Source organism: Erwinia sp. GW821-FHT03D09 (genome assembly GCF_059420805.1).
In genome coordinates this window covers 211,142-237,708 of the sequence record NZ_JBWKUK010000001.1, presented here as the reverse complement: position 1 = coordinate 237,708, position 26,567 = coordinate 211,142, and the positions used below count along the sequence as shown (strand labels likewise).

Sequence of the window (26,567 nt, the reverse complement as noted above, 5' to 3'; positions counted from 1 at the left end):
AGAAAGATTAAACCCCACAGAGTTAATGTAGCGCAGACATTAGGATTGAGCCCCTACAGCCTTGGTACGCATAATGTATATTATGTTAAATTAACTATCAGCAGCAGCACCACACCCAGCCACATTGCCTCCCCCTTCAAATAACGACCGAAGTTTCTCCTAAAACCGTTCCACTGGCTTGCTGCATAACCAGAATCCATCATTCCCAATTCTCCTCTTCATATGACTTCATCCAGTTCTTACTACTAACCAGTACCGGTTCGCCGTTAAATGTATAAGTGCAGCAATCGCAGCTCACCGGAATGTCTTCTGCGATAAATGCCGGGTTCACCTTTTGTAATAAACCTGCATCATCGATGCACAACCCACTGTAAAAACTCGATTCGTCGCAGCGAACATAGCTGCGCCATTCTTTTCTTCGCAGCATAACCATATAGAAAGCGGTACTCGCCGCCGTGATCGTTCCGATCAACGTCCCAGGTGGTTGTATTGATCTTACGGTAAAGCTTTCTGGTTTTAGTAGAATGATGAATACGCACTTTGATGGCCCTTTTGTCTCGATTTTTTTCGTTTAAAAACGATCGCGCTACGCGAATTCTGAAGCTTATCGTGTGGGATAGTGACAATTCACGTAGCGACATCATTTCATCTTCATCCTGCCATGATGCAAATACGCATTACATTTGACTCATTATATGAGTAGAATGAGGTTTCTATTTAGCTCAGGAGCCGCAGTATGTGGATTTGGCAGCAGGAAAACTGGCCGGCGTTCAGCTGGGATCGTCAGCGTATTGAACCGCTGCTGCGCGCTACGCGTTTTTTGCAGGGAAAACTCTACGGTAGCAGCATGTTGCTGGATGAGGCAAATAGCACGCTGGATAACATGCTTGCCAACATTCTCTACTCCAGTGATATCGAAGGAGAACGCGTCAACGCCCATTCTGTGCGATCCTCCCTGGCGCATCATCTCGGTATCGAGGACGGCATGACCTATGCCGTGGATAAAAAAACCGAAGGCCTGGTGGCATCGGCGCTGGATGCTATTGAAAACCTCGACCAGCCGCTGTCTCTGGAGCGATTACTGCACTGGCACGCCCTGCTTTTCCCCGCCGGTTCCGGTCTGTTGTATCCCATCGTCGGCGGCCAGCTGCGAAGCGGTCCGGTGCAGGTCGTTTCGGGGCGCCTTGAAAAACCGGTTGTTCATTTTGAAGGACCGGACAGCGCCTCTATTGCCGATGATGTCGATGCTTTTTTACAGTGGTTTAATGCGAGCCGCGACGACCCGGAATTAGACCCGCTCCTGCGTGCCGGGATTGCCCATCTGAGATTTTTAACGCTTCATCCTTTTGAGGACGGTAACGGCAGGATTGGCCGCCTGATTATGGACCTGGCGCTGGCACAGGCGGAAAGCAACACGGTCAGACTCTACGCGATGTCCCGCACGATTAATCTCCATCGGCAGGACTACTATCAGGTGCTGGAAAATACCCAGCGCGGCGAGCTGGATATCACCGTCTGGCTGAGCTGGTTTATCGACATGCTCAGAGTATCTATTGAAGAAACGCTGGCGATTATCGATAAAACGGTGTTTAAGACTCGCTACTGGCAGCAGTTCGACGCCGCGCAGATTGGTGCCGATCAGATTAAAGTACTGAACCGTCTTCTGGACGGCGATTTTAGCGACGGCATCAATAACAGTCAGTACAAGGCGGTGGCAAAGGTCAGCCGCGCCACCGCCACGCGGCATCTGGCACAGCTGGTCGAACTGGGATATCTGCTGGCCTGCCCCGGTGGCGGGCGCAGCACACGCTACGGTTTAAACCGGCGGCAATGAAGACCGCGCACCTGCCCGAAATCCATGCTGTCGTGCCCGCCAGGTGATGACGAAAGCCACAACCAGTAACAGAATCAGTGCCGGCGGCAGCACCGGTGCTCCCCACGCTTTTCACTACGTTTCTGTACGGCCGATCGAAACAACATTCTGGTCTCCCCGCTGCAAGCCAGCACGGAACAGCTGAAAAGCTTCCCGCAGACGCTGATCCAGACGGCGGAGCTGGACATGCTGCGTGACGAGGGTGAAACCTTTGGACGTAAGCTGGATGCAGCAGGTGTGCCGGTGACCGTCACCCGCTACGGCTTACTGAACCCGTTAAGCGAAGATCCAACGGTGAAAACCGCCCTGTCGCAGGCAGGCGTCGAACTGCAACAGCATCTGAAATAATCTCATCACGGGCAGGCTCAACTCTCGTCTACTTATCACAGCGATAATAACTGAGTTTGCCCGGATCGATACTGATTCCCATCCCCGCCGTTGTTGGCCGCTTAATTTTCCCTGCCACTATCGGAATATCCTCCGCGTGTAAATCATCTGCAATATCAAGGAAGTTGGTCAATTCTGCCGCATAAAGACTGGTGTGGCGCAAGCTACAGGCAAAGTGAATATTGGCCAGCGTGCCGGTTTTAGTATCCCCCTGATTGCCAACGTACACCGGCACGTTTAAACCTTCACACAGGGCGGCAATTTTCCTGGATTCGCTGAAGCCGGTTCTGGCCGTTTTAATACAGATCATACTGGCAATATTATCGCTAATCTCCCTGCCCACTTCCTCAAGCGAGCGGCAGCTCTCATCGCCGCAAACGGGAAGATCAAGATGCTGATTGAGCCTCCTGCGCCCGATTCTGTCCGCTGCCGGTGACGGCTCTTCGAAGAATAAAAACCCCTCATCTTTCAGCGCCAGTCCGGCAGCAATCGCCTCGGCGGAGCACCAGCCATGGTTGGCGTCAAGGTAGAGATTCGCCTCGGGCAACGCTTTTCTTATCAGTTTACAGGCGAGAATATCGGTTTTCAGCGCCGTCCCGGTTTTAACTTTGAAAGTGTTGATACCATATTTTTCCGCCATTAAAACTGCGCTTTCCGCCATCTTTTGCGGTATATCATGGCCAATCATATGACTGACGCGGATCTCATCACACCATCCTCCCAGCAGTTGACTACATGACATCTGGCGATATTTACCTGTCGCATCCCAGATAGCCAAATCAACGGCGGCTCGGGCGGCGGGATTATCCGTGACCCAGGACATGGCGTGACCTACTTTCTCATTATCAAACAGGTCAATATCGTTCAACGAAGGCAGGAACCACTGATTAATGGCGGTGATAATCGACTGCTGCGACTCACCGTAAATATAAGGCCGCGCCGGAGCATCCGCCTCGCCGACAATCCCCTCATCGGTGTGAATACGAACGAATACATTCTCGACGGCGGTGATGGTTCCGGTGGCAAAAGACAACGGCCTGGTGTAGGGAATACGGTACGGGATGGTTTCGATTTTGCTGATTTTCATCATGCTCACTCGTTATCGTGGTGGGCATTTACAATATAAATTTATGGCGAGCGCGAAGCGCTTATTCGTGCGCAAAATGCTACATTGACTTCACTATAAATAATAAGAAAATACCGTTCACTTAACTCTGGCCTAAATAAGGAAGTCCATCATCGTCCGGTTCCGTAACCTCACGCCTCGGGCTCAATGCCAGTCGGGCCTGCTTATAGCGGCCGCGCTGCTTCTTGTCAGCTGTGCCAGCAAGCCGCCGGTTTCTCTGGTCACGCCGCTGACACCCGAAGCGAATCAGCCTCAGATATCGCCACAAAGCCGGCAGCCGATGCGCGGCGTGTGGTTAACCACCGTTTCCCGCCTGGACTGGCCGCCGATCGCGTCGGTCAATATCAGCAACGATGCCGTACGCATCAGCCAGCAGAAAAAAGCGCTGACCGACAAGCTGGATAAGCTGAAAAGCCTCGGTATTAATGCGGTGTTCTTCCAGGTGAAACCCGACGGTACCGCGCTGTGGCCGTCAAAAATCCTGCCGTGGTCGGATATGATGACCGGAAAAATCGGCCGGGACCCGGGCTACGATCCGCTGCAGTTTATGCTGGATGAAGCGCACCGGCACGGCATCAAGGTTCATGCCTGGTTCAACCCCTATCGCGTGACGGTCAATACCAGACCCGGCACCGTTGCGGAGCTGAACCGTACCCTGTCACAGAATCCGGCCAGCGTCTTTGTGCTGCACCGCGACTGGGTCCGCACTTCCGGCGATCGCTATGTACTTGACCCGGGCATTCCCGACGCCCGCGACTGGATCACCAGTATTGTCGCGGAGGTGGTCGCGCGCTACCCCATCGACGGCGTGCAGTTTGATGATTACTTCTATACCGAATCACCCGGATCTGCGCTTAACGACAGCCAGACTTTCAGGCAGTACGGCCAGGGCTTTGCTTCCAAAGCCGACTGGCGGCGGCACAACACCCAGCTGCTGATTGAACAGGTTTCCCGCACCATTAAACAGCTGAAGCCCGATGTCGAATTTGGCGTCAGCCCGGCTGGCGTATGGCGCAATCGTTCCCACGACGCCGCAGGGTCCGACACGCGCGGGGCTGCCGCCTATGACGAATCCTATGCGGATACCCGACGCTGGGTGCAGCAGGGCCTGCTGGACTACATTGCGCCGCAAATTTACTGGCCTTTCGCCCGCGAAGCCGCCCGCTATGACGTGCTGGCGAAGTGGTGGGCGGAGGTGGTGAAACCGACCAAAACCCGGCTCTATATCGGCATTGCGCTGTATAAAGTTGGCGAACCGTCGAAAAACGAGCCGGACTGGACCATCGGCGGCGGCGTGCCGGAGCTGAAGAAACAGCTCGATCTGAATGAGTCGCTGCCACAAATCAGTGGCACCATCCTGTTCCGGGAGAACTACCTGAATCAGCCGCAGACGCAGGAAGCGGTCAACTATCTGATAAAGCGCTGGGGCGAATAGATTTTTTTCTACCCGGCGCAACTTTTTTATCTGCCGCTGCGAACTGATTAAGGAGTCAACCAGACCGGCACTCAAAGGGCCCGGTCGTACTGAGCCAGCTACCTTTGCGGCAGCGGGAAATTGTTGAACACGTTCACCTGCGCGAAATGAGCCTGACGGAAGCCGCCGCGCTTTTATGGGTTTCGCGGCCCGCCTGGCAACCCTGTTGGCGTAAGTTAATGTCCGCCAGTTTTATGACTGGTGCTGACTGCGCTGTGACGTTGAGTTCAGATGTGCCGGATCGGAAAGCCCCTGCTGAATAAATTCAATCAGCGTACGCGTTCTGACCGGTAAATAGCGGCGATTATCAGGGCTTTACTGATGCTGATTGCCGACTGGTGCGGCCGCATCGTGATGTTCCCGAACCAAATCCCGGCGGGGCTGCTCACCACCTTTATCGGCGCGCCCTGGTTTATTTATCTGCTGCGCGCCGTGCCTGACGGCGGGCCTCTGATGGTGTTCAACGATACGTATGCTTGAACAACTGCGCATTGCCCTGCAGGTGCCGTTAACTGCGCTGCTGGATAATGGTGACGCCACTATCATGCAAATTCCGCAACATCATCATCTGTAAACCTCCACAATTCCCGTGCTTTATTTGCTGATAAACTGAGCAATTCGCCTTGATATTGCTCGAAATTTATCCATTTCGCTTCTTTTTTATTCGCATTTTTGCCTTCTCATATTGCCTAAAATACCCACAGAGCGAAAATTTATGCATAAAGCGACTAAAACGAATTGTACAAAAAGCGATTGTTCAGCAAATCAACAACGTATTGATTGTTATAGAGAAATCATAATGGGAAGTAATTAAAATTAATCATTGAGTAGCGACTTAAAATGGCCTATATTGGCCGCGTTTTTTCACAGCAGTTAACTTTTCATTCATTTATTCAACTGTGACGTTCTGAAACTCACGGTTGTAGGAGAGATATGATGACGGATAAAGTCCGTATTGATAATTTCGGTGCAGATTCATTAAAAGGAAACAATGAAACTTATTTGGCGCGCCAGGCTGAATTTGAGTCAAATGTTAGGAGTTATCCGCGTAAGCTGCCGCTTGCAATAGCAAAAGCAGAAGGCGTGTGGATTACCGATGTTGAGAATAATCAATATCTTGACTGCCTGGCCGGTGCGGGAACGCTGGCTCTGGGCCACAACCATCCTGATATCCTGCAAAGCATCCAAAATGTCATTACCAGCGGCTTGCCGTTACATACACTCGATCTGACGACGCCGTTGAAAGACAGCTTCTCAGAATACCTGCTCTCTTTACTGCCAGGTCAGGGTAAAGAATACTGCCTGCAGTTCACCGGTCCTTCCGGCGCTGACGCTGTTGAAGCCGCGCTGAAGCTGGCGAAAAAAGTCACCGGTCGTTCCGGCGTGATCAGCTTCTCCGGCGGCTACCACGGTATGACCCACGGCGCGCTGGCGGTAACCGGCAACCTGTCACCGAAAGAAGCGGTAAACGGCATGATGCCGGAGGTGCAGTTTATGCCTTACCCGCACGAATACCGCTGCCCGCTGGGCATCGGTGGTGACGCCGGCGTTAAAGCACTGACCTACTACTTCGACAACCTGATCAACGATGTTGAAAGCGGCGTGCGTAAACCTGCGGCGGTCATTCTTGAAGCCGTTCAGGGTGAAGGCGGAGTGAACCCGGCACCTGCCGAGTGGCTGCAGCGCATCCGTAAAGTGACGCGTGAGCACGGCATTCTGCTGATCCTTGATGAAGTACAGACTGGCTTTGCCCGTACCGGTAAGCTGTTTGCCTTTGAACACGCGGGCATTGAGCCAGACATTATCGTGATGTCGAAAGCCGTGGGCGGCGGTCTGCCGCTGGCCGTGCTGGGCATCAAGAAAGCGTTCGATGCCTGGTCTCCTGGCCACCACACCGGTACTTTCCGCGGCAATCAGCTGGCGATGGCTACCGGGCTGACCACGCTGAAGCACCTGAAAGAGCACAATGTTGCCGGTAAAGTGGCAGCTCAGGGCGAATGGCTGAAAGGTAAACTGGCTGAGATGCAGCAGCGTTACCCGGTTATTGGCCACGTTCGCGGTCTGGGCATGATGATTGGTATTGAGATCGTCAAGCCAAACGAAGCACAGGATCATATGGGTTGCTACCCGGCTGACGGCGCGCTGTCCGCGCTGCTGCAGAAAAAATGCTTCGAAAACGGCCTGATCCTGGAACGCGGCGGACGCGACGGCTGCGTACTGCGCCTGCTGCCTTCCCTGCTGATCAGCGACAGCGAGCTGGAAATTTTCCTGGATAAATTTGAAAACGCCCTGCTCGCCAGCGGCGTAAAACCGGTCTGAGTGGAGTGAATTCGATGTCCAGGTTAAACCCGATTCTGGCCGGTTCGGCGCAAAGCACCGAAGCCTATCGCCAGGCGATTGCCCAGAGTAGCGAAGCGGTAGCCCAGTGGCTGCAGCAGCCCGAAATGTATCAGGGCAAAACCGTTGCCGAACTGCGCGAGCGTATTACGCTTGATTTCAATCCGCAGGGGCTGGGTAATCAGGCCGCGATTGAGCGTGCAATTGAGTACTTCCTGAAAGACAGCCTTGCGGTCCATCACCCGCAGTGCGTGGCGCATCTGCACTGCCCTAGCCTGGTAGTAAGCCAGGCGGCAGAAGTGCTGATTAACGCCACTAACCAGAGTATGGACTCATGGGATCAAAGCCCGTCAGCGACCATCATTGAGATGAAGCTGATTGAATGGCTGCGTACCCAGGTTGGCTATCATCCCGGCGATGCCGGGGTATTCACCAGCGGCGGCACCCAGAGCAATCTGATGGGCCTGATGCTGGCACGCGATGCCTTCTTTGCCCGCCAGGGACACTCTATTCAGCAGGACGGCCTGGTCGGCAACCTGAAGAAAATCCGTGTTCTTTGCTCCGAGCATGCGCACTTCTCCGTACAGAAGAACATGGCGCTGCTGGGTCTGGGCTATCAGTCTGTGACGCTGGTGAATACCGACCGCTTCTCCCGTATGGATCTTAACGATCTGCAGGAGAAGCTGGCGCAGGCGGATGCCAACGGCGAGCAGATTTTGGCTATCGTAGCCACTGCCGGTACCACCGACGCGGGCGCTATCGATCCGCTGCGGGCAATTGCCGAGCTGGCCGCCGAGCGGCAGATTTGGGTTCACGTTGATGCGGCCTGGGGCGGCGCACTGCTGCTGTCCGAGAAGTATCGCGACTACCTGGACGGGCTGGAGCTGGTGGATTCCATTACCCTGGACTTCCACAAGCAGTTCTTCCAGACCATCAGCTGCGGGGCTTTCCTGTTGAAGGAAGCGCGTCACTACGAGCTGATGCGCTATCAGGCTGCTTACCTGAACTCCGAGTTCGATGAAGCTCAGGGCGTGCCTAACCTGGTGTCTAAATCGCTGCAAACCACCCGCCGCTTCGATGCACTGAAGCTGTGGATGGGCCTGGAAGCGCTGGGCCAGAAACAGTACGCGGAGATCATCGATCACGGTGTGACGCTGGCGCAGGAAGTCGCTAAGTACGTGAGCGAGCAACCCGCGCTGGAGTTGGTCATGCAGCCGCAGCTGGCCAGCGTACTGTTCCGCTACCGCACGCAGGCGCTCTCCGACGCGGGCGATACGGCTCTGGCGCTGTTCAACCAGAAAATCGGCGATGTGCTGCTGGAATCTGGGCGTGCCAACGTCGGTGTAACCGAAGCAGACGGTGTAACCTGCCTGAAGCTGACGCTGCTTAACCCGACGGTCACGCTGGAAGACATTAAAGTACTGCTGGCGCTGGTAGAAAAAACCGCCGAGCAAATCGCGGCGTAATATCTGCCCGATTCAGGGACTTAACGAAAAGCCGATGACAGCGATGTCATCGGCTTTTTTGTTGCTCATCGCGCCGGGAGATTGATAGCATATCGATTCACGGAGTTTGACCATTTTGTTTCGCAACGATGGAGTGGATTATGCGTATTTTGATTGTGGGCGCGGGAGCGACCGGCGGTTACTTTGGTGCCCGACTGGTGCAGGCCGGGCGGGATGTTACCTTTTTACTGCGCGAGCGCCGCAGGCAGCAGATAAACCAGCACGGGCTGATCCTGCAGACACCGCAGGGCCGGGAAAAGCTCAGGCCCGCCACCATTATTGCCTCTGAAATCAACAGCCCTTACGATCTCATCGTGCTGACGGTTAAAGGATTTGGGCTGAACCAGGCCATGGAGGATATCGCTCCGGCAGTGGGACCGAATACGCTGATCCTGCCCGTGCTCAACGGCATGCGACATATCGATTTACTGCGCCAGCGTTTTGGCGATCGTCACATTATCGGCGGGCTGTGCAAAATTCATGCTACGCTGGGCGCCGAGGGTGAGATCGTCCAGCTCTCTCCGCTCCATCAACTCTACTACGGCGCGCTAAACGGTGATAACGGCGAAGCGCTACAGCAGCTTGATTCGACTCTGCACGGCTGCGGGTTTGATGCCTTCCTCAGCGATGCCATCGCCTGCGAGCTGTGGGAAAAATGGCTGCTGCTCAGCACGCTGGGGGCCGTAACCTGTCTGGCGCGTGGCGATACCAGCCAGATCGTCACCTCGGGCGGCGGTCAGGCCATGTTAACCGGGCTGTTTAATGAGGTGCTCTCTACCCTGATTGCTGAAGGTTATCAGCATCGTCAGGCGCAGACGGACGGCATTTTAACCTGGCTCAGCAACCCGGACATCCCGCTGACATCGTCGATGTATCGCGATTTGATGCAGGGATATGATATTGAAGCCGATCAGATAATTGGCGATCTGGTTCAGCGCGCCCAACGCCATCAGCTGGCGACGCCGCTGCTGAATGCGGTATGGGTCAATTTACAGGTGTACCTGCTTCAGCGACAGGCACCTTCACAGACGGCAGCGTCATAATACCCAACACAAGGCTGATATGTCAGCCTGGTCCAGCACGTTGATATCCTACTATTTTACCTTTGGGAGCAGCAGGTGACAGATTTCAGTACACTGATCGATCTTGGCTTCGACTATCCACAGTTTATCCGCCAGGGCAATGATGAGCAGATCCAGCATCTGCTCCGCGAGCAGGCGAAAACCGAACGAGTCGGCTTTCTCTCTGACGAGCTGAAAGCCGAAATCGAACGACTGGACGGCAGCTACACGCTGCTGGTTGCCGCAGAAATGTGGTGCCCGGACTGCCTGCGCAACGTGCCGGCTTTTCAGGCGTTCTGCCGTCTGGCACCGGATGTGAAAATGAGCATCATTACCCGCGACCAGGCGGCGGCGCTCTTTCAGCAGCAGTTTGGCGTGGAAAGAGTGAAGATTCCGTTTGCAGCGATCCTTGATGCCGATTTGAAGCCGATCGGCACCTTTATTGAGCGCCCGCAGTCGGTGCTAAACGGTGATGAAGACATCCTGTCCTCCTATAAGCAGGGCGAACGCCTGGTGGATACCGTTGAAGATATCGTGGCGGTTATTCAACAGCATCGGCAGTCTTAATCATGGAAGGCTGTCAGATCCATGCGGTGGCGATTGCGGCCGCCGAACTGCTTTCCGGCTCTGTGTCGAGCTACCCTTTCGGTCCGGAACATCAGGTATTTAAGGTGGCGGATAAAATGTTTCTGCTGCTCACCGAGCTGCGCGGGGAAAAAATTATCACCCTGAAGTGCCAGCAGGAACAGGGCGAGCTGCACCGGGCGATCTATGACTCGATCCACCCGGGCTATCACATGAATAAACGCCACTGGATCTCGGTTCATCCGGGCGAGAAAATCACTGCCGGACTGGTCGAACAGCTGGTGAATGATTCCTGGCGGCTGGTGCTCAACGGCGTGCCGAAATATAAGCATCCGCGCTTTTAAGCGCAGCAGTTATATGGCGTAATGCCAGCAGAAATGCCTGCTGGCCACCCTCTTCATCCATATCCAGGAAGGCCCGATGCAGATAAGCCCGAGCGAAAGCAGGATCTTCGCGCAGAATTTCAATCATTGCCTCATCATGTAAGCAGTCTTTATCCATCATAAGAACAAAAGCTATGCCAGAAGTTAAATATTAGTATTAACAACGAGTTAAGTTGATTTCTGCGCCACGTTCACCTTGTGGTGCCTCATTAACTGGCAGCCTGCATCACTGCGGTGCAGACGAGCAAGCAGTCAAAGGTGACATGTCGGTCGCCGTCGCGAATGATCCGGCGGCCTTAATATGGAATGGAGTTACTGATGTCCTCACTGCGTTTACTGTTATCTGAATCCTGGGACCCGTGGTTTAACCTCGCCGTGGAAGAGTGTATTTTCCGCCAAATGCCTGCCACGCAGCGGGTACTTTTCCTCTGGCGCAACGCGGAAACGGTGGTGATCGGTCGGGCGCAGAATGCGTGGAAAGAGTGCAATACCCGGCGGATGGAAGAGGATGGTATTCGTCTGGCGCGCCGCAGCAGCGGTGGCGGCGCGGTGTTTCATGACCTCGGCAACTGCTGTTTTACTTTTATGGCCGGCAAGCCGGAATACGATAAAAGCGTGTCTACCGGGATTATCCTGCGCGCGCTGGAAGCGCTGGGGATGACGGCGGAAGCCTCCGGCCGTAACGATCTGGTGGTCAGCACCGCCGACGGCATGCGGAAAGTGTCCGGCTCAGCCTATCGCGAAACCCGCGATCGCGGCTTCCATCACGGTACCCTGTTGATGAACGCCGATCTGTCACGGCTGGCCGACTATCTGAATCCCGACGAGAAAAAGCTTCAGGCCAAGGGCATCACCTCAGTACGTTCCCGCGTGGCGAATCTGCAGGAACTTCAGCCTGATATCAGCTACGAACGAATTTGTGACACTGTCACGAAATGCTTCTTTGACTACTACGGTGAGTGCTGTGAGCCTGAGTTAATTTCTCCTGAGGCATTCCCCGACCTGCCCGGATTTGCGGAAACCTTTGCCCGCCAGAGCAGCTGGGAGTGGAACTTCGGCCAGGCCCCGGATTTCGCCCATCAGCTGGATACCCGCTTCAGCTGGGGCGGCGTGGAGATCCACGTTGACGTTGAGCGCGGCGTTATTCAGCGCTGCCGGATTTATACCGACAGCCTGAATCCGGCACCGCTGGAAGCGCTGCAGCAGAAGCTTCAGGGCAAGAAATATCAGCCGGAGAGCGTTTCGCGGCTGGCCGAAGAGTTGATCGCTGAGTTTCCGCAGCAGCGGGAAGAGCTCACACAGCTCGCAACCTGGCTGGGTGAGAGTTTGCGCTGAGTGGCAATATCTGTCTCTTTCGCGGCCTAAAAATCCAGGCTCGTTCCTGGCCGCAGCCACCGCAGGCGGACGAAAAAAAACCCGGACTCGCCGGGTTTTTATTGAATGAATATCAGACATTTACGCCGTGCTGGGAAGCCAGCGCGGACAGACCACCGGCAAAGCCCTGACCTACCGCTTTAAATTTCCACTCTGCGCCGTGGCGATACAGCTCGCCGAAGATCATCGCGGTTTCGGTAGAGGCATCTTCAGACAGGTCGAAACGGGCGATTTCAGTGCCGTTGTCGTTGTTGTAGATACGCATAAAGCTGTTGCTGACCATGCCGAAGTTCTGCTTACGCGCTTCCGCATCATAGATGGTAACTGCGAAGACCAGCTTTTTCACATCGGCCGGGATTTTGCTCAGTTCGACTTTCACCTGCTCATCGTCGCCATCACCCGCACCGGTGCGGTTGTCACCTTGGTGCTCAACGGAGCCACAGCTGCTCAGCTTGTTGTTGAAGAAGATAAAGCCGCTGTCGTTCAGCACTTTACCATCTTCACCAACCATAAAGACTGAAGCATCCAGGTCGAAGTCCTGACCGTCGGTTACGCGAGCATCCCAACCCAGACCCGCCATGGCGATGTTCATGGTTGGTGCTTCTTTAGTGAGGGATACATTGCCGCCTTTTACGAGAGAAACTGCCATTTTAATGCTCCTGCTGATAATGGGTGATTCGGGCAGCGTCTTACTGCCCGGTTGGAACAAAAGGTGACGCTATCAGGATGCGTTGATGCCGTACTGGGCACACACGGATGCCAGTCCACCGGCATAGCCCTGACCGACCGCACGGAATTTCCACTCTGCGCCGTGACGATACAGCTCGCCGAACAGCATCGCGGTTTCGATAGAGGCATCTTCGGTCAGGTCGTAGCGGGCCACTTCCGTCTGGTTGTCGTCGTTAACCAAGCGGATAAACGCGCCGGAAACCTGACCAAAGCTCTGACGGCGCGCCTGCGCATCGTGAATAGTCACCACGAAGACGATTTTATCGACGTCAGCCGGGATCAGATCCAGTTTGATTTTCAGTGATTCATCGTCGCCGTCGCCTTCACCGGTACGGTTGTCGCCGGTGTGGCTAACGGAACCGTCGGAAGACGTCAGATTATTGTAGAAAATGAAGTCAGCATCGCCGCGAACTTTGCCGCTGGCGGACAGCAGAAATGCTGACGCATCCAGGTCGAAGTCCTGACCATCGGTAGAACGTGCGTCCCAACCCAGACCGACCAGAACATTTTTCATGGTAGGTGCTGCTTTGCTCAGAGATACGTTGCCGCCTTTGGATAAAGAAACGCTCATTATATTTTCCTCATAATTAGATGTATTCGAATTCGTTTTCAGAAGACGGGCCGTCGCCCTTATTTTTCTTCCTCAGCATCAGGTTTGCCTGGGAACATTACGCTAAGGATAATCCCCACCGCCAGTACGCCCAGAACCACAAACAGGCTGGTCGTTGCCGAGATGCTGTAACCATGATGCCAGATGTGGTCGGTAGCATTCAGACCCAGTTTCACCGCAATGAAGAACAGCAGAACGATAACGGCCTTCTCCAGATGTACCAGATACTGTTTTAACGCTTCCAGAACAAAGTACAAAGTACGCAGACCAAGGATAGCGAACATCATGGCGCTGTACACAATCAGCGGTTCGCGGCTCACGGCAATAATCGCCGGTACCGAGTCAAAGGCGAACATCACGTCTGACAGTTCAACGACCGCCACGCACAGGAACAGCGGGGTCGCATAGCGCCAGGCTTTCGCACCGCGACCAATGGTCACGTCTTTGTTTTCCGGCTTCGCCAGCTCGGCATCCACTTCTTTCTGGCTCAGTACAAAGGCGTTACCTTTGATTTTTGGCCAAATCGGGAAGAAGCGTTTTACCATGCGGTACGCCAGATGCTGCGAGTAGTCTTCGATTTCTTCGCTGTCATCGCCACTTTTCAGCATCATCACCGCGGTCCAGGCCACGATAATCGCAAAGACAATCTCAACGTAAGGACCCAGGCTGAGCAGCCCGGTACCAATCGCCACGAAGATACCCCTGAAGACGATGGCACCAATGATCCCCCAGTACAGTACGCGGTGGCGGTAACGATCCGGCACGGCGAACCAGGAGAAAATTGCCATCATCACAAACAGGTTATCAACCGACAGCACTTTCTCCAGCGCATAACCGGTAACGAACAGGCTGGCCACTTCTGCGCCGTGATGAACGTACAGGAAGCCGGCGAAGCCCAGTGCCACCGCGACCCAGAACAGTGACCACAGCGCTGCACTTTTCAGCGATATTGGCTTGTCATCGCGATGCATGAACAGGTCAATAAGAATGGCTCCGACAGCCAGTACTACGAAAATAATGACTGTCTCAGTTGGAAAGCCGATATGCGTGGATACCATAGTTAACCCTTAGAGGTGTGACATCAAAGGCCGAATTCAGCCGGTTCAAAGCCGAGCGCAATAGCTATCTCGCGTACGGCACGTTGCTCATCCGGGTCGAAGTTGCCGTCGCTTTTCGCTACGGCGATACCTACGCGGAGCGCAAGCTGAGCCGCTTCCGGCTGGTCTTTGAGGGCCAGGATGTATTTCATGGTTTCGCCTTTACCGATTTCGATATCGAAATCGAAGCTGGTCACCAGTTTGTTGAAAAACTCGATAACTTCGGAAGTATCAAACACTTTCAACTCGTCGGACGCACGCAGGAAGCCGATCATCTTCTGCTTCTCTTCTGCGCTCACGCCGTCGCTGGAAACCGCAATGCGTGCACAAACGGCCACGGTGCCCTGCATGAATTTTTTATTCTTAAAGCGGCTTACCTGCCTTGTTAACTCGTCACGGCTGGTATTGAATGCGCCTTTTACCTTATCAAAGAAACCCATATCTATTTTCCTCTGTGAATAATTATTTAGAACCCGCTTTCCAGCGAAATCCCCAGCCGAAGGCTTCATCCATATCGGAGTGGCCTTTAAAGAACTGGTTAATACGTTCGACTTTGATATTGCCGTTTTCGTTCACCAGGCGGGCAATCGCACACATATTGCGGCGGTCCTGCCCTTCGGTCAGACGTGTTTCAATCGGCGGCTGGTCCGGGATATGCAGCGTCACGACGCCGTCGGTTTTATCCCAGCTTGGCACGCCTTCGTAAATAAAGGCATAAATCAGCACTTCGCGAATGTGTTTCCACTCGCGGCCGTTAATATGCATCCACTCACCGTCGCTAATCGAACCGGTACGGTCGTCGCCCTTCAGATGCACGTAAGGCTTGTCGTGGAACGAACCGAAAGTGTTACCCAGTGCCTGGATCACACCTTTGCTGCCGTCGTTCAGCTCAACAAACGCGCCGATATCAAGGTCGATTCCCTTGTTGCCGCCGAAGAATCCTTTAAGCCCGCCGGATGAGGCCGGAGCCCGGTGCCAGTTAAGGTTAATGCGGATCTCACCGAAGTTATCACGCTTGGTCAGGCTGATCGCCGGTTTCTCTTTGGTCAGCGTCACTTTGCTCAGGCTGATTTTATTGGCCGGAGCAGGCGCTGGCGTTGGTGCCGGAGCAGCAGCAGGCGCTGGAGCCGGTACCGGGGTATCCGCCACATCCACGCCAAAATGTTCGGCCAGCGGCTTCAGTCCGCCGTTGAATCCCTGGGCAATGAAGCGGAATTTCCACTCGGCGTTGCGGCGATAAAACTCACCGAGGATCAATGCGGCTTCCTTGCGCCCGCTGATATCGACCGTGCCGTTTAACAGCACTTCGCCCGCGGACTCTACCTGAATAGCCAGACGTTGCAGGCCCGCGACGGTTTGCGCACCGTCGCAGGTGACGGTAAATGCCACTTTCTGCACGGCGGTATGCAGTCGGCTGAGATCGACGGTGAAAGCCGTGTCATTACCCTGATTTTTCAGACTGATGGTGCCATCGTTGTTCTGCGGCTGACCGTAGAACACCATATCCGCATCGCCCTGAACCTTGCCGTTTTCAAACAGGCGGAAGGCGGAGGCATCAACCGCTGCGCCGGACAGCACGCGCACGGTCAGCGTCTGAGCGGGAACGGGGGCATTGCCCCCCGGGGTCATATTCATTAGCGCACCACCGTTGCAACGATGTCGGTATGCATCGCATCGATCGTACGGCCGCTACACGCTTTACCATGGGCGGTAAAATCCCACAGGCCATGATTGCGGTGCAGAGAGGCGATGACGATACCGGTGTGAGCACCCTGCTCGGTCAGCTGATAGCGTGCCAGCTCTTTACCGGCCTGATCCACCACGCGACAGAAGGCGTTTTCCACATCGTTAAACGACTGACCGCGGAAGCTGTTAACGGTAAAAGCCAGATACTCAACGTCGGTAGGCAGGCGCGACAGGTCAACATTGATGATTTCATCATCGCCATCGCCTTCGCCCGTCAGGTTGTCGCCGCTGTGAACCACTGAACCGCAGTCGGATTTGAGTTTACGGAACCAGATGGTATCGATTTCGCTACCTGATTTATCCAGCAATACGCAGCCTGCATCGAGGTCGATGTCGCCATCGCCGCCAAAGATTTTACCAAACAGGCCTTTCTTCTTTACTGGGTCCCAGCCGAGGCCGAAATGCAGTTTATTAATCGCGGAAGACTGCTTGCTGAGTGATACAGTCTGGTTCTTGCTTAATGAAACCATGGTCATAATTCCTTAAGATGAGTAATGAAAAAGGCGACTGACTTTTACGTCACAATCCTTGAGGTAGAAAATCATATCATGATGATGTTCTCACATGACACCCTTTTTTTCATTCATTTGAAAATCTATTTCAACTTACTGATTTATAATATAATTAATTAATTAACCATCTGTGAAATATACAGATATTGCCGAAAAATTTACACTTCTTTAGATGAGAGAGGTATGTCTTTACGTTAATCATAATATGATTGACAACCTTGTTTATGCTCCCTACACTCGATGCTTATTTGCTGTGCAACTTCGCCCCTACCGGATAAATACAGAATGACAATGAACATTTGGCTGATGGAAGGTTTGTCCTCACAGCGGGATATTATTCAGGGTATCTCCGCAGTTGCTAAAGCATCGCAGCAACCGATCACCGTTTTCGCTTCCCACCGTCATCAACGTAATGAAATTCTTTCCCAGGCCGATTTTGCGCTGATTGAACCTGCTGAAGATGAACAGCGGCTGGCGTTTATCCAGTCGCAGGTCAAACAGCACGGCATTCGGGCAATTCATACCGGCCGTAATGCCCACTGGTTCGAATCTCATCGCGAAGAGATTGAAACCAGCGGTGCCAGTCTGACTACCGGCGCGACCCGGCTCGCCATGCTGGATCTCGCTGACGATAAAGTCAGCTTTGCCGAAGCGATGGAAAAGCACGGCTTGCCGGTGGTGCCGTCCGTTCGCATCCATTCCACGACCCAACTGCGGCAGCTGCTGCTGGACTCGCCGTTTGGCGATGCGCCCCTGTGCGTGAAGCCGGTTACAGGTATTTATGGCATGGGATTCTGGCGTTTTGATGAATCTGCCGCGCCGATGGCCGCCTTTACCCATCCTGACAGCCGACGGGTTCATCCCCACGTCTATCTACAGGCGCTGGAGGCTGCCGAACACGTTGAGCCGCTGGTGCTAATGCCCTGGCTGCCTGGCCCGGAATATTCCGTTGATATGCTGGTTGAAAAAGGCTCGGTGCTGGCAGCGGTCGCGCGGCGGAAAGACGGCGCGCTGCAGCAACTGGAAAACAGCGGTGAAGCTTACGAACTTGGCCGTGCCTGTGCCGAAGCGATGGAGGCCGACGGCCTGGTTAACGTACAAACCCGCCACGATGTGAACGGTAAACCACTGCTGCTGGAGATCAACATGCGCCCTTCCGGCGGTATCGGCTACACCCGCTTTAGCGGAGTGAACCTGCCGGGGCTGTTCGCCATGCGCCAGCTCGGGCTGATGAGCGCACAGCAGGTTCATGAGAGTGCCGCCCGTGATTTCGTTCCGGCGACGGTGCGTTCGATAACCGACGTCGTCCACTATCAGCCGCTGACCAATCTGATCCCGTAAGGAAACGAAAATGACCACGATATCTTCGCCTCTGTGGCGCAAAACCCTGACCTGCGGCACGCTGAGCGTCACGCCAAACGGTAACACCATTCCGCTGGACGATCTCTTTGATGTGGCCGAGCGCCGCAACCCGAAACGGGCTTTTTTGTTTGTCAGTAAAGTGCTGGGCCGCCATATCCCGGTCAGCCCGGCCACCATGCGTAACGTTTACCGCCAGCTGGCCGCTCAGTTCCCCGCACTGCCGGACGGCCCGGTGCTGTTTATCGGCATGGCGGAAACCGCCGTCGGTCTGGGCGCGGGCGTGTTTGACGAGATGCGCCAGCAAGCACCGGACTCGGTCTATCTTAGCTCCACCCGCCATCCGGTCAGCGGTGAACTGCTGTGTGAATTTAAAGAAGACCACAGCCATGCGACCGATCATCTGCTTTATCTGCCCGATGATGAAGAACTGCGTTGCCGGGTGCAGAACGCCCGCACGCTGGTGCTCATCGATGATGAAGCCACTACCGGCAATACCTTTATCAACCTGCTCGCCGCGCTGAGAAATGAAGCAGGGCTGACCGGCATCGAACGGGTTATTACCGTCACGCTGACCGACTGGAGCGGCGAAGCCATCGCCAGGGCCTGCCCGCTGTCGGTAACGACCGTGGCGCTGGTGCGCGGCGACTGGCACTGGGAGAAAAACCCGGATGCGCCCGTTCCGGTGATGCCTGCAGTGAACGTGACCGCCAGCGGCAGCGTGCCGGTGACCGGGCGGCAAAACTGGGGACGTCTGGGTATGGCCACCCCGGCGGGCGATCTGGGGCAAAATATTGTTGCGGCCGCCGGGGAAAAGATCCTCGTACTCGGCACCAGCGAATTCATCTGGGAACCCTTCCTGCTGGCGGAACGCCTGGAGCAACAGGGCGCCGAGGTGAAATACAGCTCCACTACCCGCTCACCTATCGCCACCGGATTCGCCATTCAGTCGGCGATCGCTTTTAGCGATAACTACGGGCTGGGCATTCCGAATTATGTTTACAACGTGGCTCATCAGCAGTTTGACCGCATCCTGTTGTGCAGCGAAACGCCTGCAGACAGCCTCGATCCCAGCCTGATTGAGGCGCTGTCGAAGGTTGCTCCGAAGATCGAGGTGCTGAGCTATGAATAAGCCGGTGATTTTCTCCGATCTCGACGACACCCTGTTCCAGACCCGCCGCAAGATGGTGGATGAGCTGGCTCTTGAGCCCTATCGCACTGGCGCACTGGATCGCAGCCTGCAGCCGCGCAGTTTTATGACGGAAGAACAGGCGATGCTGGTTGACTGGATGCTGGAGCACGGCGATTTGATTCCGGTTACCGCGCGCGGTACCGAGGAGATCGCCCGGGTCGAAATCCCCTTCCGTTCCTGGGCCGTCGCCACCCACGGCGCGGTAATCCTCAACCCGCAGGGTGAGCCTGATGCCGAATGGCAGGCGCTGATGCTGGCAAAACTGGCCCCCTATGCGAAACAGCTGGTTGCCATGCAGCAGCAGATCACCGAGCTGATGGCTGAGCGCAACATCAACGGCTGGGCGCGCATTAACTATGAATACCAGCAAACGCCTGTCTATCTGGTGATGAAGCATCGTGACAGCACAAAGCTGGATGAGCTTTACGCCATTGCCGATGAAATCGAGCAGCGGTTCCCCACCGCGGGCTGGTATATCCATCGTAACAGTAACAATGTAGCCTGGCTGCCGGTGGTAGTAGAAAAAGGGCTGGCGGTCAGCTTCCTGTTGGAGCGGCTTCGCGCCGAGCGCGGCGTGTTTCCGGTTATTGGCCTTGGCGACAGCCTTAGCGATCACCGTTTTATGAAGTTGTGCAGCTGGTACGGCTTACCGCGGCAGAGCCAGTTTGCCGAGCATATTAATCAGGCGCTGTTCAGGGAGCAAAGCAATGACTGACTTCGTGCCGTTTTCAGGCTCTTATCATCCACAGGACGTCCATTTTCTGTTGACGCCGGTTGAGATAGAGATGACCCCGGTGGATCGCAAAGAAGCGCTGATCCAGTCTGGCGCAAAGCATTATTCTGAGATGCTGAGCCAGGAGCCGGAGCCGACCAAATGGCATCTGGATCTGTTTGCCCGAGCGCTGGGGCACGGCGCGGCGCGGCTGGCTAAAGAGGTGGCGATGCTGGCGCAGGCGCTGATTGAGCGCTTTCCCGATACGCCGCTGGTGCTGGCAAGCCTGGTGCGCGCCGGAGTGCCGCTGGGCGTGATGCTTCAGCAGGCGCTGCGCGAACGCGGCAAAACGTCTTATCATTACGGTATCAGCATTATCCGCGATCGCGGCATTGATACCGCCGCGCTGGACTGGATTGAACAGCGGCACGGAACGGAAGGCCTTGTTTTCGTTGACGGCTGGACCGGAAAAGGCGCTATTACCGGCGAGCTGATCCGTTCCCTCAAAGATCGCCCCGGCTATCCGGCATACCCGCGCCTTGTGGTGCTGGCCGATCCCTGCGGGCGTTCCTGGCTGTCGGCCAGCGACGACGACTGGCTGATTCCGTTTGGCATTATGGGCGCGCCGGTTTCCGGCATGATTTCGCGCTCGATCTGGCGAACCGAAGGGCTGCACGGCTGCGTCATCTGTACTCATCTCGAACGTTTTGAGTGCAGCCGCCATCTGGTGGATACGGTGGCGCATCATCGCCGTCTGCTGGGCCAGGTTGCCGCCAGCCGCTGGGAACCCGAGCAGAATGCTGGACTACGGCAGCAGAGTGATGCGGTCATTAAGCAACTCGCGCAGCAATATGGCATCACCAGTATTAACCGCATTAAACCCGGCATTGCTGAAGCCACCCGCGCCGTTCTGCGCCGCGTGCCGGATCATGTGCTGGTCCGCTCTACCGACGATGCCGATGTGGCGCTGCTGCTGCACCTGGCGCGTGAAAAAGGCATCGCGGTGACCGCCGTTGGCGATGCTATCGGCCAGTATCGGGCGGTGACCATTATCAAAAAGGTACTCTGATGAACGAACGGCTTTCCCCCTGGCGTCTGGGTGCAACGCTGTATATGCCAGCCACCCGCACGGATATCGCTGAAACTGTGCTGCACGATAAAATTGACGGGCTGCGTTCGCTGGTGATTTGTCTGGAGGATGCGGTCAGTGATGCCGATATCCCCCTTGCCCGCCACAATTTGCGGCAGGTTCTGGCACGCCTGGCGGAAGCGAAAAAGTTACAGGGTAACGCAAGCTGGCCGCTGGTCTTTGTTCGTCCTCGTGATATCACCATGGGTGCTGAGCTGGCTGGCGAGTGGGACCTGAGCGGTGTTGATGGGCTGGTGCTGCCTAAATTTACCCGTCACTGTCTGCCGGTCTGGTGGGCAATGCTCAAGGACACGCATCTTTGCATGATGCCGACGCTCGAAACCGAAGAGGTGTTCGACGTGGTGCAAATGCGCGAGCTGGCTGCCGCGCTGTCGAATCATCCCTGCCGCCAGCGGATAATCGCGTTGCGCATCGGCGGCAACGATCTGATGAACGTGGTGTCTCTACGCCGTTCGCGTGAGTTTACGCTGTACGACGGCCCGATGGGCTACGTAATAAAAATGCTGGTTTCGGTCTTTGCTACGCGAGACTTTGCCCTGACCGCCCCGGTCTGCGAACATATCGACGATCGGCAGATCATGGATCGCGAACTGGCGCTGGATATGCTGCACGGTCTGGTGGGTAAAACCGCCATTCATCCCAGCCAGATTGGCCTCATCGAAGCCGCGCTGATGGTGTCTGCCAGCGACCATGCAGATGCGCTTCGCATCCTGAATTCCAGCCAGGCAGTATTTAAGTCGCATGGCGCGATGTGCGAACCCGCAACCCACCGCCGTTGGGCCTCGGCCATCCTTGCCCGTGCCCAGGTGTACGGCATCATCAACGAGAACAATCAGGATGCGATCAGGCTGATGAGCGCGCTGACCAAAAGCTGAGCTGACTCTCAGACGATACTGCCAGCAAATGCCTTACACATGCTATGCTGCCAGGCCTTTAAACTATAATGATGAATCCAGGCAGCGACTTATTATGCATCTCAGTACCCGACAGGCCCGAATTTATAAGCTGGCAATCCTTCTCGGCCCTGGAAAACCGGTGGCTTCCGAGAGCATTATCACGACCCTGAACTGTTCCGAGCCTACGTTAACTCGCGCGCTGAAAGAGCTGCGCGAATCGTATTCCGCTGAAATCAAATACAGTAAGGCCAGCCACTCTTATCAGTTAACCGGCGTCGGCCTGCTGGATAAAAAAGCCCTGCGCCGGATGAATGAAGCGCTCGCTGAAAATGCCGAGATGAAACCGGCGGAAACGGTAAGCCGTGTATTTCTCAATAAAGATAAGAAAAAAGCGGTATCGCTCTCGCTACGCATGTCGCTGCTGCGCAAAATCGATCGTCTCTCAAGATTACAGGAGATCACCCGCAGCGAGGCGGTGGATATGGCCGTGGCGCACGGTATTGATCAACTTATTGACCAGGCGCTGGCGAAGAAAAAGGACAATTGATCTGCGATGTTTTAGCAACCAAACCCGCTGGCGTTTGCCAGCAGGTTAGTTTTTTTCTGTGCAATGACTGACACAGCGGATTAATCAGCGGCTAATCTGATGACCAATAATGCCCCCCACTGCCGCGCCGCCGACGGTGCCCAGAGAACTTCCTCCGGTCAGTACCGCACCGCCGATCGCACCAATACCTGCACCAATCGCCGTATTTCTACCTCGGTTAGACATATGTCCACAGGCTGTAATAGAGAGCGTCAGCAGTACCACGACTGCCACAGAAAAGCTGCGTTTTAAAAGCATGATTAACCTCATTACCATCAGGAACAATGGCAGGTAGAAACGTCGTTTATGACTGTTTTTGATCCAACAGCGTCCCTGGTGTTGACCTGCGCTGCCGATGGCTGAAATCTACTGCTTGTCCACTCGGCGAAAAAGGTAAAAATTCCTATTTCTCAGGGGTCTGAACGCCTTAGCAAACGGTTTAGGAGAATCCCTGGAACAGTGGAAATACAGTCAGCTGCCTGGACGCGGTGAATCTTTTGTTCTGGTCAATGACGAAGGGTTGGATTTTTCCGCTTATCCACAAAGTAAGGACGAGATGCACTACGTCGCCCAGTGGCGCACGCCCACCGTGGCCTGTTGCATCAGCAGTTGCTAGCGGTCAGACAGACGATTAATTATCTCGCGCAGCTAAAATAAGCCGACAACGCTATTTTCGCCAGGCGGCTTCTTTCATTTCGCGGGTCATTTTAACGTCGATACTCAGTTCGGCAGTTGGCCACAGCAGTAGGCGCGGCAGGCCAATCGGATCGCCGGACTCCTGGCAGTAGCCGTACTCCGCGTTTCTGATGCGTAGCAGTGCGGCATCGATTTTCAGCAGCAGGCGGCTTTCCCGATCGATCTGACGTAACAGCAGCCGCAGCTCTTCCTCGCGCAGTGCCTTGTCGGCCTCATCCCCCTGGTTATCCCCCCACTGCAGGCCGGCTTTCAGCTGGTCGATATGCACCAGCAGTTCCTGTTTATCCTGCTGTAAACGCCGCTGGAAAAACGCCAGCTGCTGAGGATTCATGTAGTCTGCGGGCGACATCGCCAGCAGCTTCTGCTCTTCTTTACTGCTTTGTGGCACGCTGGCCTCCGGAGTGATGGTTTTGCATGTTCAGGATTTCAGTCTGGCAACGCTTTTTGGCCAGGGATCGTTAAAGATCCCACCCTGCTGCCACCAGGCAATTTCCTCTTCGGTGAGAAAACAACGCCGCAGCGCCGAGACAAACGGGTCCAGCTGATCGCGCAGGCCAATGACCGTCAGGCTACAGCGCCGATCGCCAAAGCGCCCCGGCATGGCATCAATCTGCTGCTGCAAAATGCGCCGTTCATCGGCATTCAGCAGGCTGTTTTCATGCTGCAGCACGCCCGCTTTCCAGTAGCTGATAAATTCCAGGCCGATGCTGCCCGCTGCCTGATTCCACAGCAGCGCTAAATCGTCCCTACCCGGCAGCCAGAAAAAGCCCTTGCTGCGGTGGATGCCGGCACCAAGAAACTGCTGCCAGGTGTCCCACAGCCGCTGGGGATGGAAAGGCCGATCGTCCGTAATCACTCGCGATTCAATATCATAGGGGGCTGGCGTATCGCCGATCTGTTCCATTTCCTCTTCCAGTTCTTCAATCAGCCTGGCAACGCGATGAAAATCATAATTCGAATAGGACAGCAGCTCCTTGAGTGGCAGATTGCCCCACGGCAGCGCGGTGACGGCCACCGCAGGATTAACGGGATGTACGGCGCGGGCAATATCGAGCACGGAATCCGCACTCAGGCGATCAACTTTGGTCATCATCAGATGGCTGCAAAACAGGATCTGTCCTGCCAGCAGGTTTTCAACCCCGCCGCGGCGCTGCTCAAGATTGCGCTGCCAGCGCGGGATCAGCTGTTTACCGCCTTCGTAATCGCTTTGCAGCATGACGGCATCAACCAGCGAGAGAAATCCTTTCAGCTGAACCAGAGGATGATTGCGTAGGAGTTTAATCAGCGGCAGCGGATGGCTGCTGCCGGACGTTTCCAGCAGGATGAGGTCGGGTTGGCGATCGGCCAGCTGTTCCAGCGACTGAGCGAGTTTGTTTACCCCGGTCGGGCTACTGATGCTGTCGGCAGAAATGGAGATAAAGTTTTGCCGCTGCTGCCCCACCAGTTCGGTATTGGCAATTAGCACGCCGTCAACGTCCAGCTCGCTCATATCATTGACAATGACGCTGACGTTCAGCCGCTGATTCTGCGCCTGCATAAGTAAACTTTTCAGCAAAGTGGTTTTCCCTGCGCCAAGGAAACCGTTCAAAATGGTCAGGGGGATGCGCTGCATGATCCAGTCCGAAAAGATATTTTATTTAATGTTATAACATATCAATTAATCAGGCTACTCATATCATTAGCCCCCCGCTAAGCAGTAGGTTAAGAATAAGTAAGTTCGTCAGCCAGCCTGCCAATAATGACCGTATAAACTTCGCGACCGGCAGCGAAAACGTAGCTGTAATGAACCCGACGATCATCGTAGACGAACTTCTTGCGCCTCATACCATAATCGTCGAGCAAGACCTCTTCCTTGATATGCAATTATCTTCCCTCATACATCATCCATGCTATGCACCACCGATTGCACATTCGCGATTGAAATCAGCCCGTTCTGGCTAAAGGTCACGCACGAACTGAGGGGACCGCGAAGCGGCGCGAGGACCCGCCCGATCGAGGGCACAGCCGGTCAAGCCGATCGCCAAACGCCCAGCCATAGCTTCAGCCCCCAATCAAAATCAAACTGCCACCCACCGCTGCTCCCGCGAAGACCGAATCGCCGCATCAATCACCTGCTGGATCTCCATCGCATCACGGAACCCCGGTCCGCTGAACTCCCCACCGGCTACCGCTCGCAGAAACTCCGCAATCTCAATGGTCTTCAGATCGTTAAAGCCCAGCTGATGGCCCGGTGCCGGGCAGAAAGCGCCGTAAGGTTGCTGCTGTGGACCCGCCTCGATCTTCTGAAAACCGCGCAGCCCACCGGCAGCATCGTGGCGATAATAGTGCAGCTCGTTAAACCGCTCCTGAGTAAAATGCAGCGCCCCGCGCGTGCCGTAAACCTCAAAACCCAGCTGCATATTGCGGCCCATCGCCACCCAGCTGGCCTCGATGCTGCCCTTACATCCGCGCGCAAATTCCACGGTCATGCGAGCAATATCATCCACCTCAACCGCTCGCTGTTCGTGAGCGCCGGCCGATACCGGGCGCTGCTTAATGACCGTCTCCAAATCTGCCTGCACCGCCACCACCGGGCCGAGCAGAAAGCGCGCCATGGCCACAATATGGCTGCCGAGATCGGCCACTGCTCCTGCGCCACCAGCAGGATCAAGCCGCCATGACCACGGCGTCAGTGGGGAGGACATAAAATCTTCGGCGTGAATACCGCGAAAGCTGATGATATCGCCCAGATCGCCATTGTCGATCATCTCCCTGGCCAGCTTAATCAGCGGGTTCTTCAGATAGTTAAAGCCCACCTGGGTGATCACCCCCTGCGCCTCGGCGGCATCGGTCATGATCCGTGCCTCTTCGCTGGTCGGTGCTATCGGCTTTTCGCAGTGCACGTGCTTACCGGCTTTAATTGCTGCCAGCGCCTGCTCCAGATGGAAACGGTTCGGCGTAGTGATGGAAACCACGTCAATCTCCGGGTCATTAATCAGTGACTGCCAGTCGTCGGTGTGGCGGCGAAAGCCGAAGCGTTTTGCCGCGCGTTCTGCCGCAGCACCGTCCACATCAGCCACCGCAATCAGTTCCGGTACCGCATCGCCGGGGAATATGCCTGCGGCGGCACGATAGGCCAGCGCATGTGATAACCCCATAAATCCGGTACCGATAATACCAATGCCAGGCTTTTTCATT

26 protein-coding genes and 5 pseudogenes are annotated in these 26,567 nt (G+C 55.1%); 17 read left to right on the top strand and 14 right to left on the bottom strand.

The genetic code is table 11. The features are described from left to right. Positions 1-80 precede the first annotated feature (80 nt). Both AC07U6_RS01240 and AC07U6_RS01235 read right to left on the bottom strand, forming a co-directional pair. Positions 81-203 (bottom strand): hypothetical protein, encoded by a 123-nt coding sequence (locus AC07U6_RS01240; RefSeq protein ID WP_494762712.1) that lies wholly within the window; start codon positions 201-203, stop codon positions 81-83. After that, positions 200-439: pseudogene (locus tag AC07U6_RS01235) on the bottom strand (hypothetical protein); the annotation flags it as partial. The pseudogene AC07U6_RS01235 and the gene AC07U6_RS01240, both read right to left, overlap by 4 nt. A gap of 297 nt (positions 440-736) precedes the next feature. Here AC07U6_RS01235 and AC07U6_RS01230 point away from each other — a divergent pair. After that, the gene (locus tag AC07U6_RS01230) at positions 737-1,834 is read left to right on the top strand and encodes a Fic family protein (protein ID WP_494762711.1); all 1,098 of its coding nucleotides are present in this window, start codon (positions 737-739) and stop codon (positions 1,832-1,834) included. A gap of 132 nt (positions 1,835-1,966) precedes the next feature. Then, positions 1,967-2,221 (top strand): annotated as a pseudogene (locus AC07U6_RS01225) (alpha/beta hydrolase fold domain-containing protein); the annotation flags it as partial. 28 nt (positions 2,222-2,249) lie between these two features. On the opposite strand, the gene AC07U6_RS01220 reads toward AC07U6_RS01225, so the two are convergent. After that, positions 2,250-3,350, bottom strand: coding sequence for a mandelate racemase/muconate lactonizing enzyme family protein (locus AC07U6_RS01220; protein ID WP_494762710.1), 1,101 nt, complete (start codon positions 3,348-3,350; stop codon positions 2,250-2,252). 145 nt (positions 3,351-3,495) lie between these two features. Here AC07U6_RS01220 and AC07U6_RS01215 point away from each other — a divergent pair, with 145 nt between their 5' ends. The 8 genes and pseudogenes from AC07U6_RS01215 to AC07U6_RS01180 all read left to right on the top strand — a co-directional run bounded on the left by AC07U6_RS01215 (position 3,496) and on the right by AC07U6_RS01180 (position 10,692). After that, positions 3,496-4,821 carry a glycoside hydrolase family 10-like protein gene (locus AC07U6_RS01215; protein WP_494764492.1) on the top strand — a complete coding sequence of 442 codons (1,326 nt, stop codon included), beginning with the start codon at positions 3,496-3,498 and terminating at the stop codon, positions 4,819-4,821. A gap of 89 nt (positions 4,822-4,910) precedes the next feature. Further along, positions 4,911-4,991: pseudogene (locus AC07U6_RS01210) on the top strand (RNA polymerase subunit sigma-70); the annotation flags it as partial. A gap of 163 nt (positions 4,992-5,154) precedes the next feature. Next, a pseudogene (locus AC07U6_RS01205) lies at positions 5,155-5,340 on the top strand (iron chelate uptake ABC transporter family permease subunit); the annotation flags it as partial. Between the two features lie 453 nt (positions 5,341-5,793). After that, the gene (locus AC07U6_RS01200) at positions 5,794-7,179 is read left to right on the top strand and encodes a diaminobutyrate--2-oxoglutarate transaminase (RefSeq protein WP_494762709.1); all 1,386 of its coding nucleotides are present in this window, start codon (positions 5,794-5,796) and stop codon (positions 7,177-7,179) included. 14 nt (positions 7,180-7,193) lie between these two features. Further along, a complete protein-coding gene (locus tag AC07U6_RS01195) occupies positions 7,194-8,663 on the top strand; it encodes a pyridoxal phosphate-dependent decarboxylase family protein (RefSeq protein ID WP_494762708.1) in 1,470 nt (489 codons plus the stop codon). A 140-nt stretch (positions 8,664-8,803) separates the two neighbouring features. Next, a complete protein-coding gene (locus tag AC07U6_RS01190; RefSeq protein WP_494762707.1) occupies positions 8,804-9,745 on the top strand; it encodes a ketopantoate reductase family protein in 942 nt (313 codons plus the stop codon). Between the two features lie 75 nt (positions 9,746-9,820). Next, positions 9,821-10,330 (top strand): thioredoxin family protein, encoded by a 510-nt coding sequence (locus tag AC07U6_RS01185; RefSeq protein WP_494762706.1) that lies wholly within the window; start codon positions 9,821-9,823, stop codon positions 10,328-10,330. Between the two features lie 2 nt (positions 10,331-10,332). Continuing rightward, positions 10,333-10,692 (top strand): MmcQ/YjbR family DNA-binding protein, encoded by a 360-nt coding sequence (locus tag AC07U6_RS01180; RefSeq protein WP_494762705.1) that lies wholly within the window; start codon positions 10,333-10,335, stop codon positions 10,690-10,692. Position 10,693: 1 nt separating this feature from the next. On the opposite strand, the pseudogene AC07U6_RS01175 reads toward AC07U6_RS01180, so the two are convergent. Then, positions 10,694-10,849: pseudogene (locus AC07U6_RS01175) on the bottom strand (DNA-binding protein); the annotation flags it as partial. A gap of 200 nt (positions 10,850-11,049) precedes the next feature. Here AC07U6_RS01175 and lplA point away from each other — a divergent pair. Beyond that, positions 11,050-12,066, top strand: coding sequence for a lipoate--protein ligase (gene lplA, locus AC07U6_RS01170; protein WP_494762704.1), 1,017 nt, complete (start codon positions 11,050-11,052; stop codon positions 12,064-12,066). A gap of 112 nt (positions 12,067-12,178) precedes the next feature. Here the strand turns inward: lplA and AC07U6_RS01165 are convergent, their stop codons facing one another. The 6 genes from AC07U6_RS01165 to AC07U6_RS01140 all read right to left on the bottom strand — a co-directional run bounded on the left by AC07U6_RS01165 (position 12,179) and on the right by AC07U6_RS01140 (position 16,757). Further along, positions 12,179-12,754 carry a TerD family protein gene (locus tag AC07U6_RS01165; protein WP_494762703.1) on the bottom strand — a complete coding sequence of 192 codons (576 nt, stop codon included), beginning with the start codon at positions 12,752-12,754 and terminating at the stop codon, positions 12,179-12,181. Positions 12,755-12,826: 72 nt separating this feature from the next. Continuing rightward, positions 12,827-13,405, bottom strand: a complete 579-nt coding sequence (locus AC07U6_RS01160; RefSeq protein WP_494762702.1) for a TerD family protein — start codon at positions 13,403-13,405, stop codon at positions 12,827-12,829. 59 nt (positions 13,406-13,464) lie between these two features. Beyond that, positions 13,465-14,502 (bottom strand): TerC/Alx family metal homeostasis membrane protein, encoded by a 1,038-nt coding sequence (locus AC07U6_RS01155; protein ID WP_494762701.1) that lies wholly within the window; start codon positions 14,500-14,502, stop codon positions 13,465-13,467. 23 nt (positions 14,503-14,525) lie between these two features. After that, complete coding sequence (locus AC07U6_RS01150; RefSeq protein WP_494762700.1) at positions 14,526-14,981, bottom strand: tellurite resistance TerB family protein; 456 nt, start codon at positions 14,979-14,981, stop codon at positions 14,526-14,528. Between the two features lie 22 nt (positions 14,982-15,003). After that, positions 15,004-16,176, bottom strand: a complete 1,173-nt coding sequence (locus tag AC07U6_RS01145) for a TerD family protein (RefSeq protein ID WP_494762699.1) — start codon at positions 16,174-16,176, stop codon at positions 15,004-15,006. Then, the gene (locus AC07U6_RS01140) at positions 16,176-16,757 is read right to left on the bottom strand and encodes a TerD family protein (RefSeq protein WP_494762698.1); all 582 of its coding nucleotides are present in this window, start codon (positions 16,755-16,757) and stop codon (positions 16,176-16,178) included. Before AC07U6_RS01140 ends, AC07U6_RS01145 begins: the two co-directional genes overlap by 1 nt. Positions 16,758-17,084: 327 nt before the next feature. Here AC07U6_RS01140 and AC07U6_RS01135 point away from each other — a divergent pair, with 327 nt between their 5' ends. The 6 genes from AC07U6_RS01135 to AC07U6_RS01110 all read left to right on the top strand — a co-directional run bounded on the left by AC07U6_RS01135 (position 17,085) and on the right by AC07U6_RS01110 (position 22,655). Continuing rightward, positions 17,085-18,140, top strand: coding sequence for an ATP-grasp domain-containing protein (locus tag AC07U6_RS01135; RefSeq protein WP_494762697.1), 1,056 nt, complete (start codon positions 17,085-17,087; stop codon positions 18,138-18,140). A gap of 10 nt (positions 18,141-18,150) precedes the next feature. Further along, positions 18,151-19,290, top strand: a complete 1,140-nt coding sequence (locus AC07U6_RS01130; protein WP_494762696.1) for a phosphoribosyltransferase domain-containing protein — start codon at positions 18,151-18,153, stop codon at positions 19,288-19,290. After that, positions 19,283-20,065 (top strand): HAD family hydrolase, encoded by a 783-nt coding sequence (locus AC07U6_RS01125; protein ID WP_494762695.1) that lies wholly within the window; start codon positions 19,283-19,285, stop codon positions 20,063-20,065. The genes AC07U6_RS01130 and AC07U6_RS01125 overlap by 8 nt, the downstream gene beginning before the upstream one ends. After that, on the top strand, positions 20,058-21,131 hold the full coding sequence (locus tag AC07U6_RS01120) for a cysteine protease StiP family protein (RefSeq protein ID WP_494762694.1): 1,074 nt from the start codon (positions 20,058-20,060) through the stop codon (positions 21,129-21,131). The genes AC07U6_RS01125 and AC07U6_RS01120 overlap by 8 nt, the downstream gene beginning before the upstream one ends. Then, positions 21,131-22,087, top strand: a complete 957-nt coding sequence (locus AC07U6_RS01115) for an HpcH/HpaI aldolase/citrate lyase family protein (protein ID WP_494762693.1) — start codon at positions 21,131-21,133, stop codon at positions 22,085-22,087. The genes AC07U6_RS01120 and AC07U6_RS01115 overlap by 1 nt, the downstream gene beginning before the upstream one ends. A 94-nt stretch (positions 22,088-22,181) precedes the next feature. Further along, a complete protein-coding gene (locus AC07U6_RS01110; protein WP_494762692.1) occupies positions 22,182-22,655 on the top strand; it encodes a tellurium resistance protein TerW in 474 nt (157 codons plus the stop codon). Positions 22,656-22,739: 84 nt separating this feature from the next. Here the strand turns inward: AC07U6_RS01110 and AC07U6_RS01105 are convergent, their stop codons facing one another. From AC07U6_RS01105 to AC07U6_RS01090, 4 genes are all read right to left on the bottom strand, one after another. Then, positions 22,740-22,952 carry a YMGG-like glycine zipper-containing protein gene (locus AC07U6_RS01105; RefSeq protein WP_105595629.1) on the bottom strand — a complete coding sequence of 71 codons (213 nt, stop codon included), beginning with the start codon at positions 22,950-22,952 and terminating at the stop codon, positions 22,740-22,742. A 409-nt stretch (positions 22,953-23,361) separates the two neighbouring features. Beyond that, positions 23,362-23,739 carry a TraR/DksA C4-type zinc finger protein gene (locus tag AC07U6_RS01100; RefSeq protein ID WP_494764491.1) on the bottom strand — a complete coding sequence of 126 codons (378 nt, stop codon included), beginning with the start codon at positions 23,737-23,739 and terminating at the stop codon, positions 23,362-23,364. Positions 23,740-23,808: 69 nt separating this feature from the next. Next, a complete protein-coding gene (locus AC07U6_RS01095) occupies positions 23,809-25,002 on the bottom strand; it encodes a CobW family GTP-binding protein (RefSeq protein WP_494762691.1) in 1,194 nt (397 codons plus the stop codon). A 445-nt stretch (positions 25,003-25,447) separates the two neighbouring features. Beyond that, complete coding sequence (locus AC07U6_RS01090; protein WP_494762690.1) at positions 25,448-26,566, bottom strand: Gfo/Idh/MocA family protein; 1,119 nt, start codon at positions 26,564-26,566, stop codon at positions 25,448-25,450. Position 26,567: the final 1 nt, after the last annotated feature.

Excerpts from the sequence above, each read along its gene's own strand:
- AC07U6_RS01100 (WP_494764491.1), bottom strand. The coding sequence starts at position 23,739 with ATGTCGCCCGCAGACTACATGAATCCTCAGCAGCTGGCGTTTTTCCAG.
- AC07U6_RS01095 (WP_494762691.1), bottom strand. The coding sequence starts at position 25,002 with ATGCAGCGCATCCCCCTGACCATTTTGAACGGTTTCCTTGGCGCAGGG.
- AC07U6_RS01240 (WP_494762712.1), bottom strand. The coding sequence starts at position 203 with ATGATGGATTCTGGTTATGCAGCAAGCCAGTGGAACGGTTTTAGGAGA.
- AC07U6_RS01155 (WP_494762701.1), bottom strand. The coding sequence starts at position 14,502 with ATGGTATCCACGCATATCGGCTTTCCAACTGAGACAGTCATTATTTTC.
- AC07U6_RS01140 (WP_494762698.1), bottom strand. The coding sequence starts at position 16,757 with ATGGTTTCATTAAGCAAGAACCAGACTGTATCACTCAGCAAGCAGTCT.
- AC07U6_RS01145 (WP_494762699.1), bottom strand. The coding sequence starts at position 16,176 with ATGAATATGACCCCGGGGGGCAATGCCCCCGTTCCCGCTCAGACGCTG.
- AC07U6_RS01200 (WP_494762709.1), top strand. The coding sequence starts at position 5,794 with ATGATGACGGATAAAGTCCGTATTGATAATTTCGGTGCAGATTCATTA.
- AC07U6_RS01165 (WP_494762703.1), bottom strand. The coding sequence starts at position 12,754 with ATGGCAGTTTCTCTCGTAAAAGGCGGCAATGTATCCCTCACTAAAGAA.
- AC07U6_RS01105 (WP_105595629.1), bottom strand. The coding sequence starts at position 22,952 with ATGCTTTTAAAACGCAGCTTTTCTGTGGCAGTCGTGGTACTGCTGACG.
- AC07U6_RS01150 (WP_494762700.1), bottom strand. The coding sequence starts at position 14,981 with ATGGGTTTCTTTGATAAGGTAAAAGGCGCATTCAATACCAGCCGTGAC.
- lplA (WP_494762704.1), top strand. The coding sequence starts at position 11,050 with ATGTCCTCACTGCGTTTACTGTTATCTGAATCCTGGGACCCGTGGTTT.
- AC07U6_RS01160 (WP_494762702.1), bottom strand. The coding sequence starts at position 13,405 with ATGAGCGTTTCTTTATCCAAAGGCGGCAACGTATCTCTGAGCAAAGCA.
- AC07U6_RS01230 (WP_494762711.1), top strand. The coding sequence starts at position 737 with ATGTGGATTTGGCAGCAGGAAAACTGGCCGGCGTTCAGCTGGGATCGT.
- AC07U6_RS01125 (WP_494762695.1), top strand. The coding sequence starts at position 19,283 with ATGAATAAGCCGGTGATTTTCTCCGATCTCGACGACACCCTGTTCCAG.
- AC07U6_RS01110 (WP_494762692.1), top strand. The coding sequence starts at position 22,182 with ATGCATCTCAGTACCCGACAGGCCCGAATTTATAAGCTGGCAATCCTT.
- AC07U6_RS01135 (WP_494762697.1), top strand. The coding sequence starts at position 17,085 with ATGACAATGAACATTTGGCTGATGGAAGGTTTGTCCTCACAGCGGGAT.
- AC07U6_RS01130 (WP_494762696.1), top strand. The coding sequence starts at position 18,151 with ATGACCACGATATCTTCGCCTCTGTGGCGCAAAACCCTGACCTGCGGC.
- AC07U6_RS01180 (WP_494762705.1), top strand. The coding sequence starts at position 10,333 with ATGGAAGGCTGTCAGATCCATGCGGTGGCGATTGCGGCCGCCGAACTG.
- AC07U6_RS01195 (WP_494762708.1), top strand. The coding sequence starts at position 7,194 with ATGTCCAGGTTAAACCCGATTCTGGCCGGTTCGGCGCAAAGCACCGAA.
- AC07U6_RS01220 (WP_494762710.1), bottom strand. The coding sequence starts at position 3,350 with ATGATGAAAATCAGCAAAATCGAAACCATCCCGTACCGTATTCCCTAC.
- AC07U6_RS01115 (WP_494762693.1), top strand. The coding sequence starts at position 21,131 with ATGAACGAACGGCTTTCCCCCTGGCGTCTGGGTGCAACGCTGTATATG.
- AC07U6_RS01190 (WP_494762707.1), top strand. The coding sequence starts at position 8,804 with ATGCGTATTTTGATTGTGGGCGCGGGAGCGACCGGCGGTTACTTTGGT.
- AC07U6_RS01090 (WP_494762690.1), bottom strand. The coding sequence starts at position 26,566 with ATGAAAAAGCCTGGCATTGGTATTATCGGTACCGGATTTATGGGGTTA.
- AC07U6_RS01120 (WP_494762694.1), top strand. The coding sequence starts at position 20,058 with ATGACTGACTTCGTGCCGTTTTCAGGCTCTTATCATCCACAGGACGTC.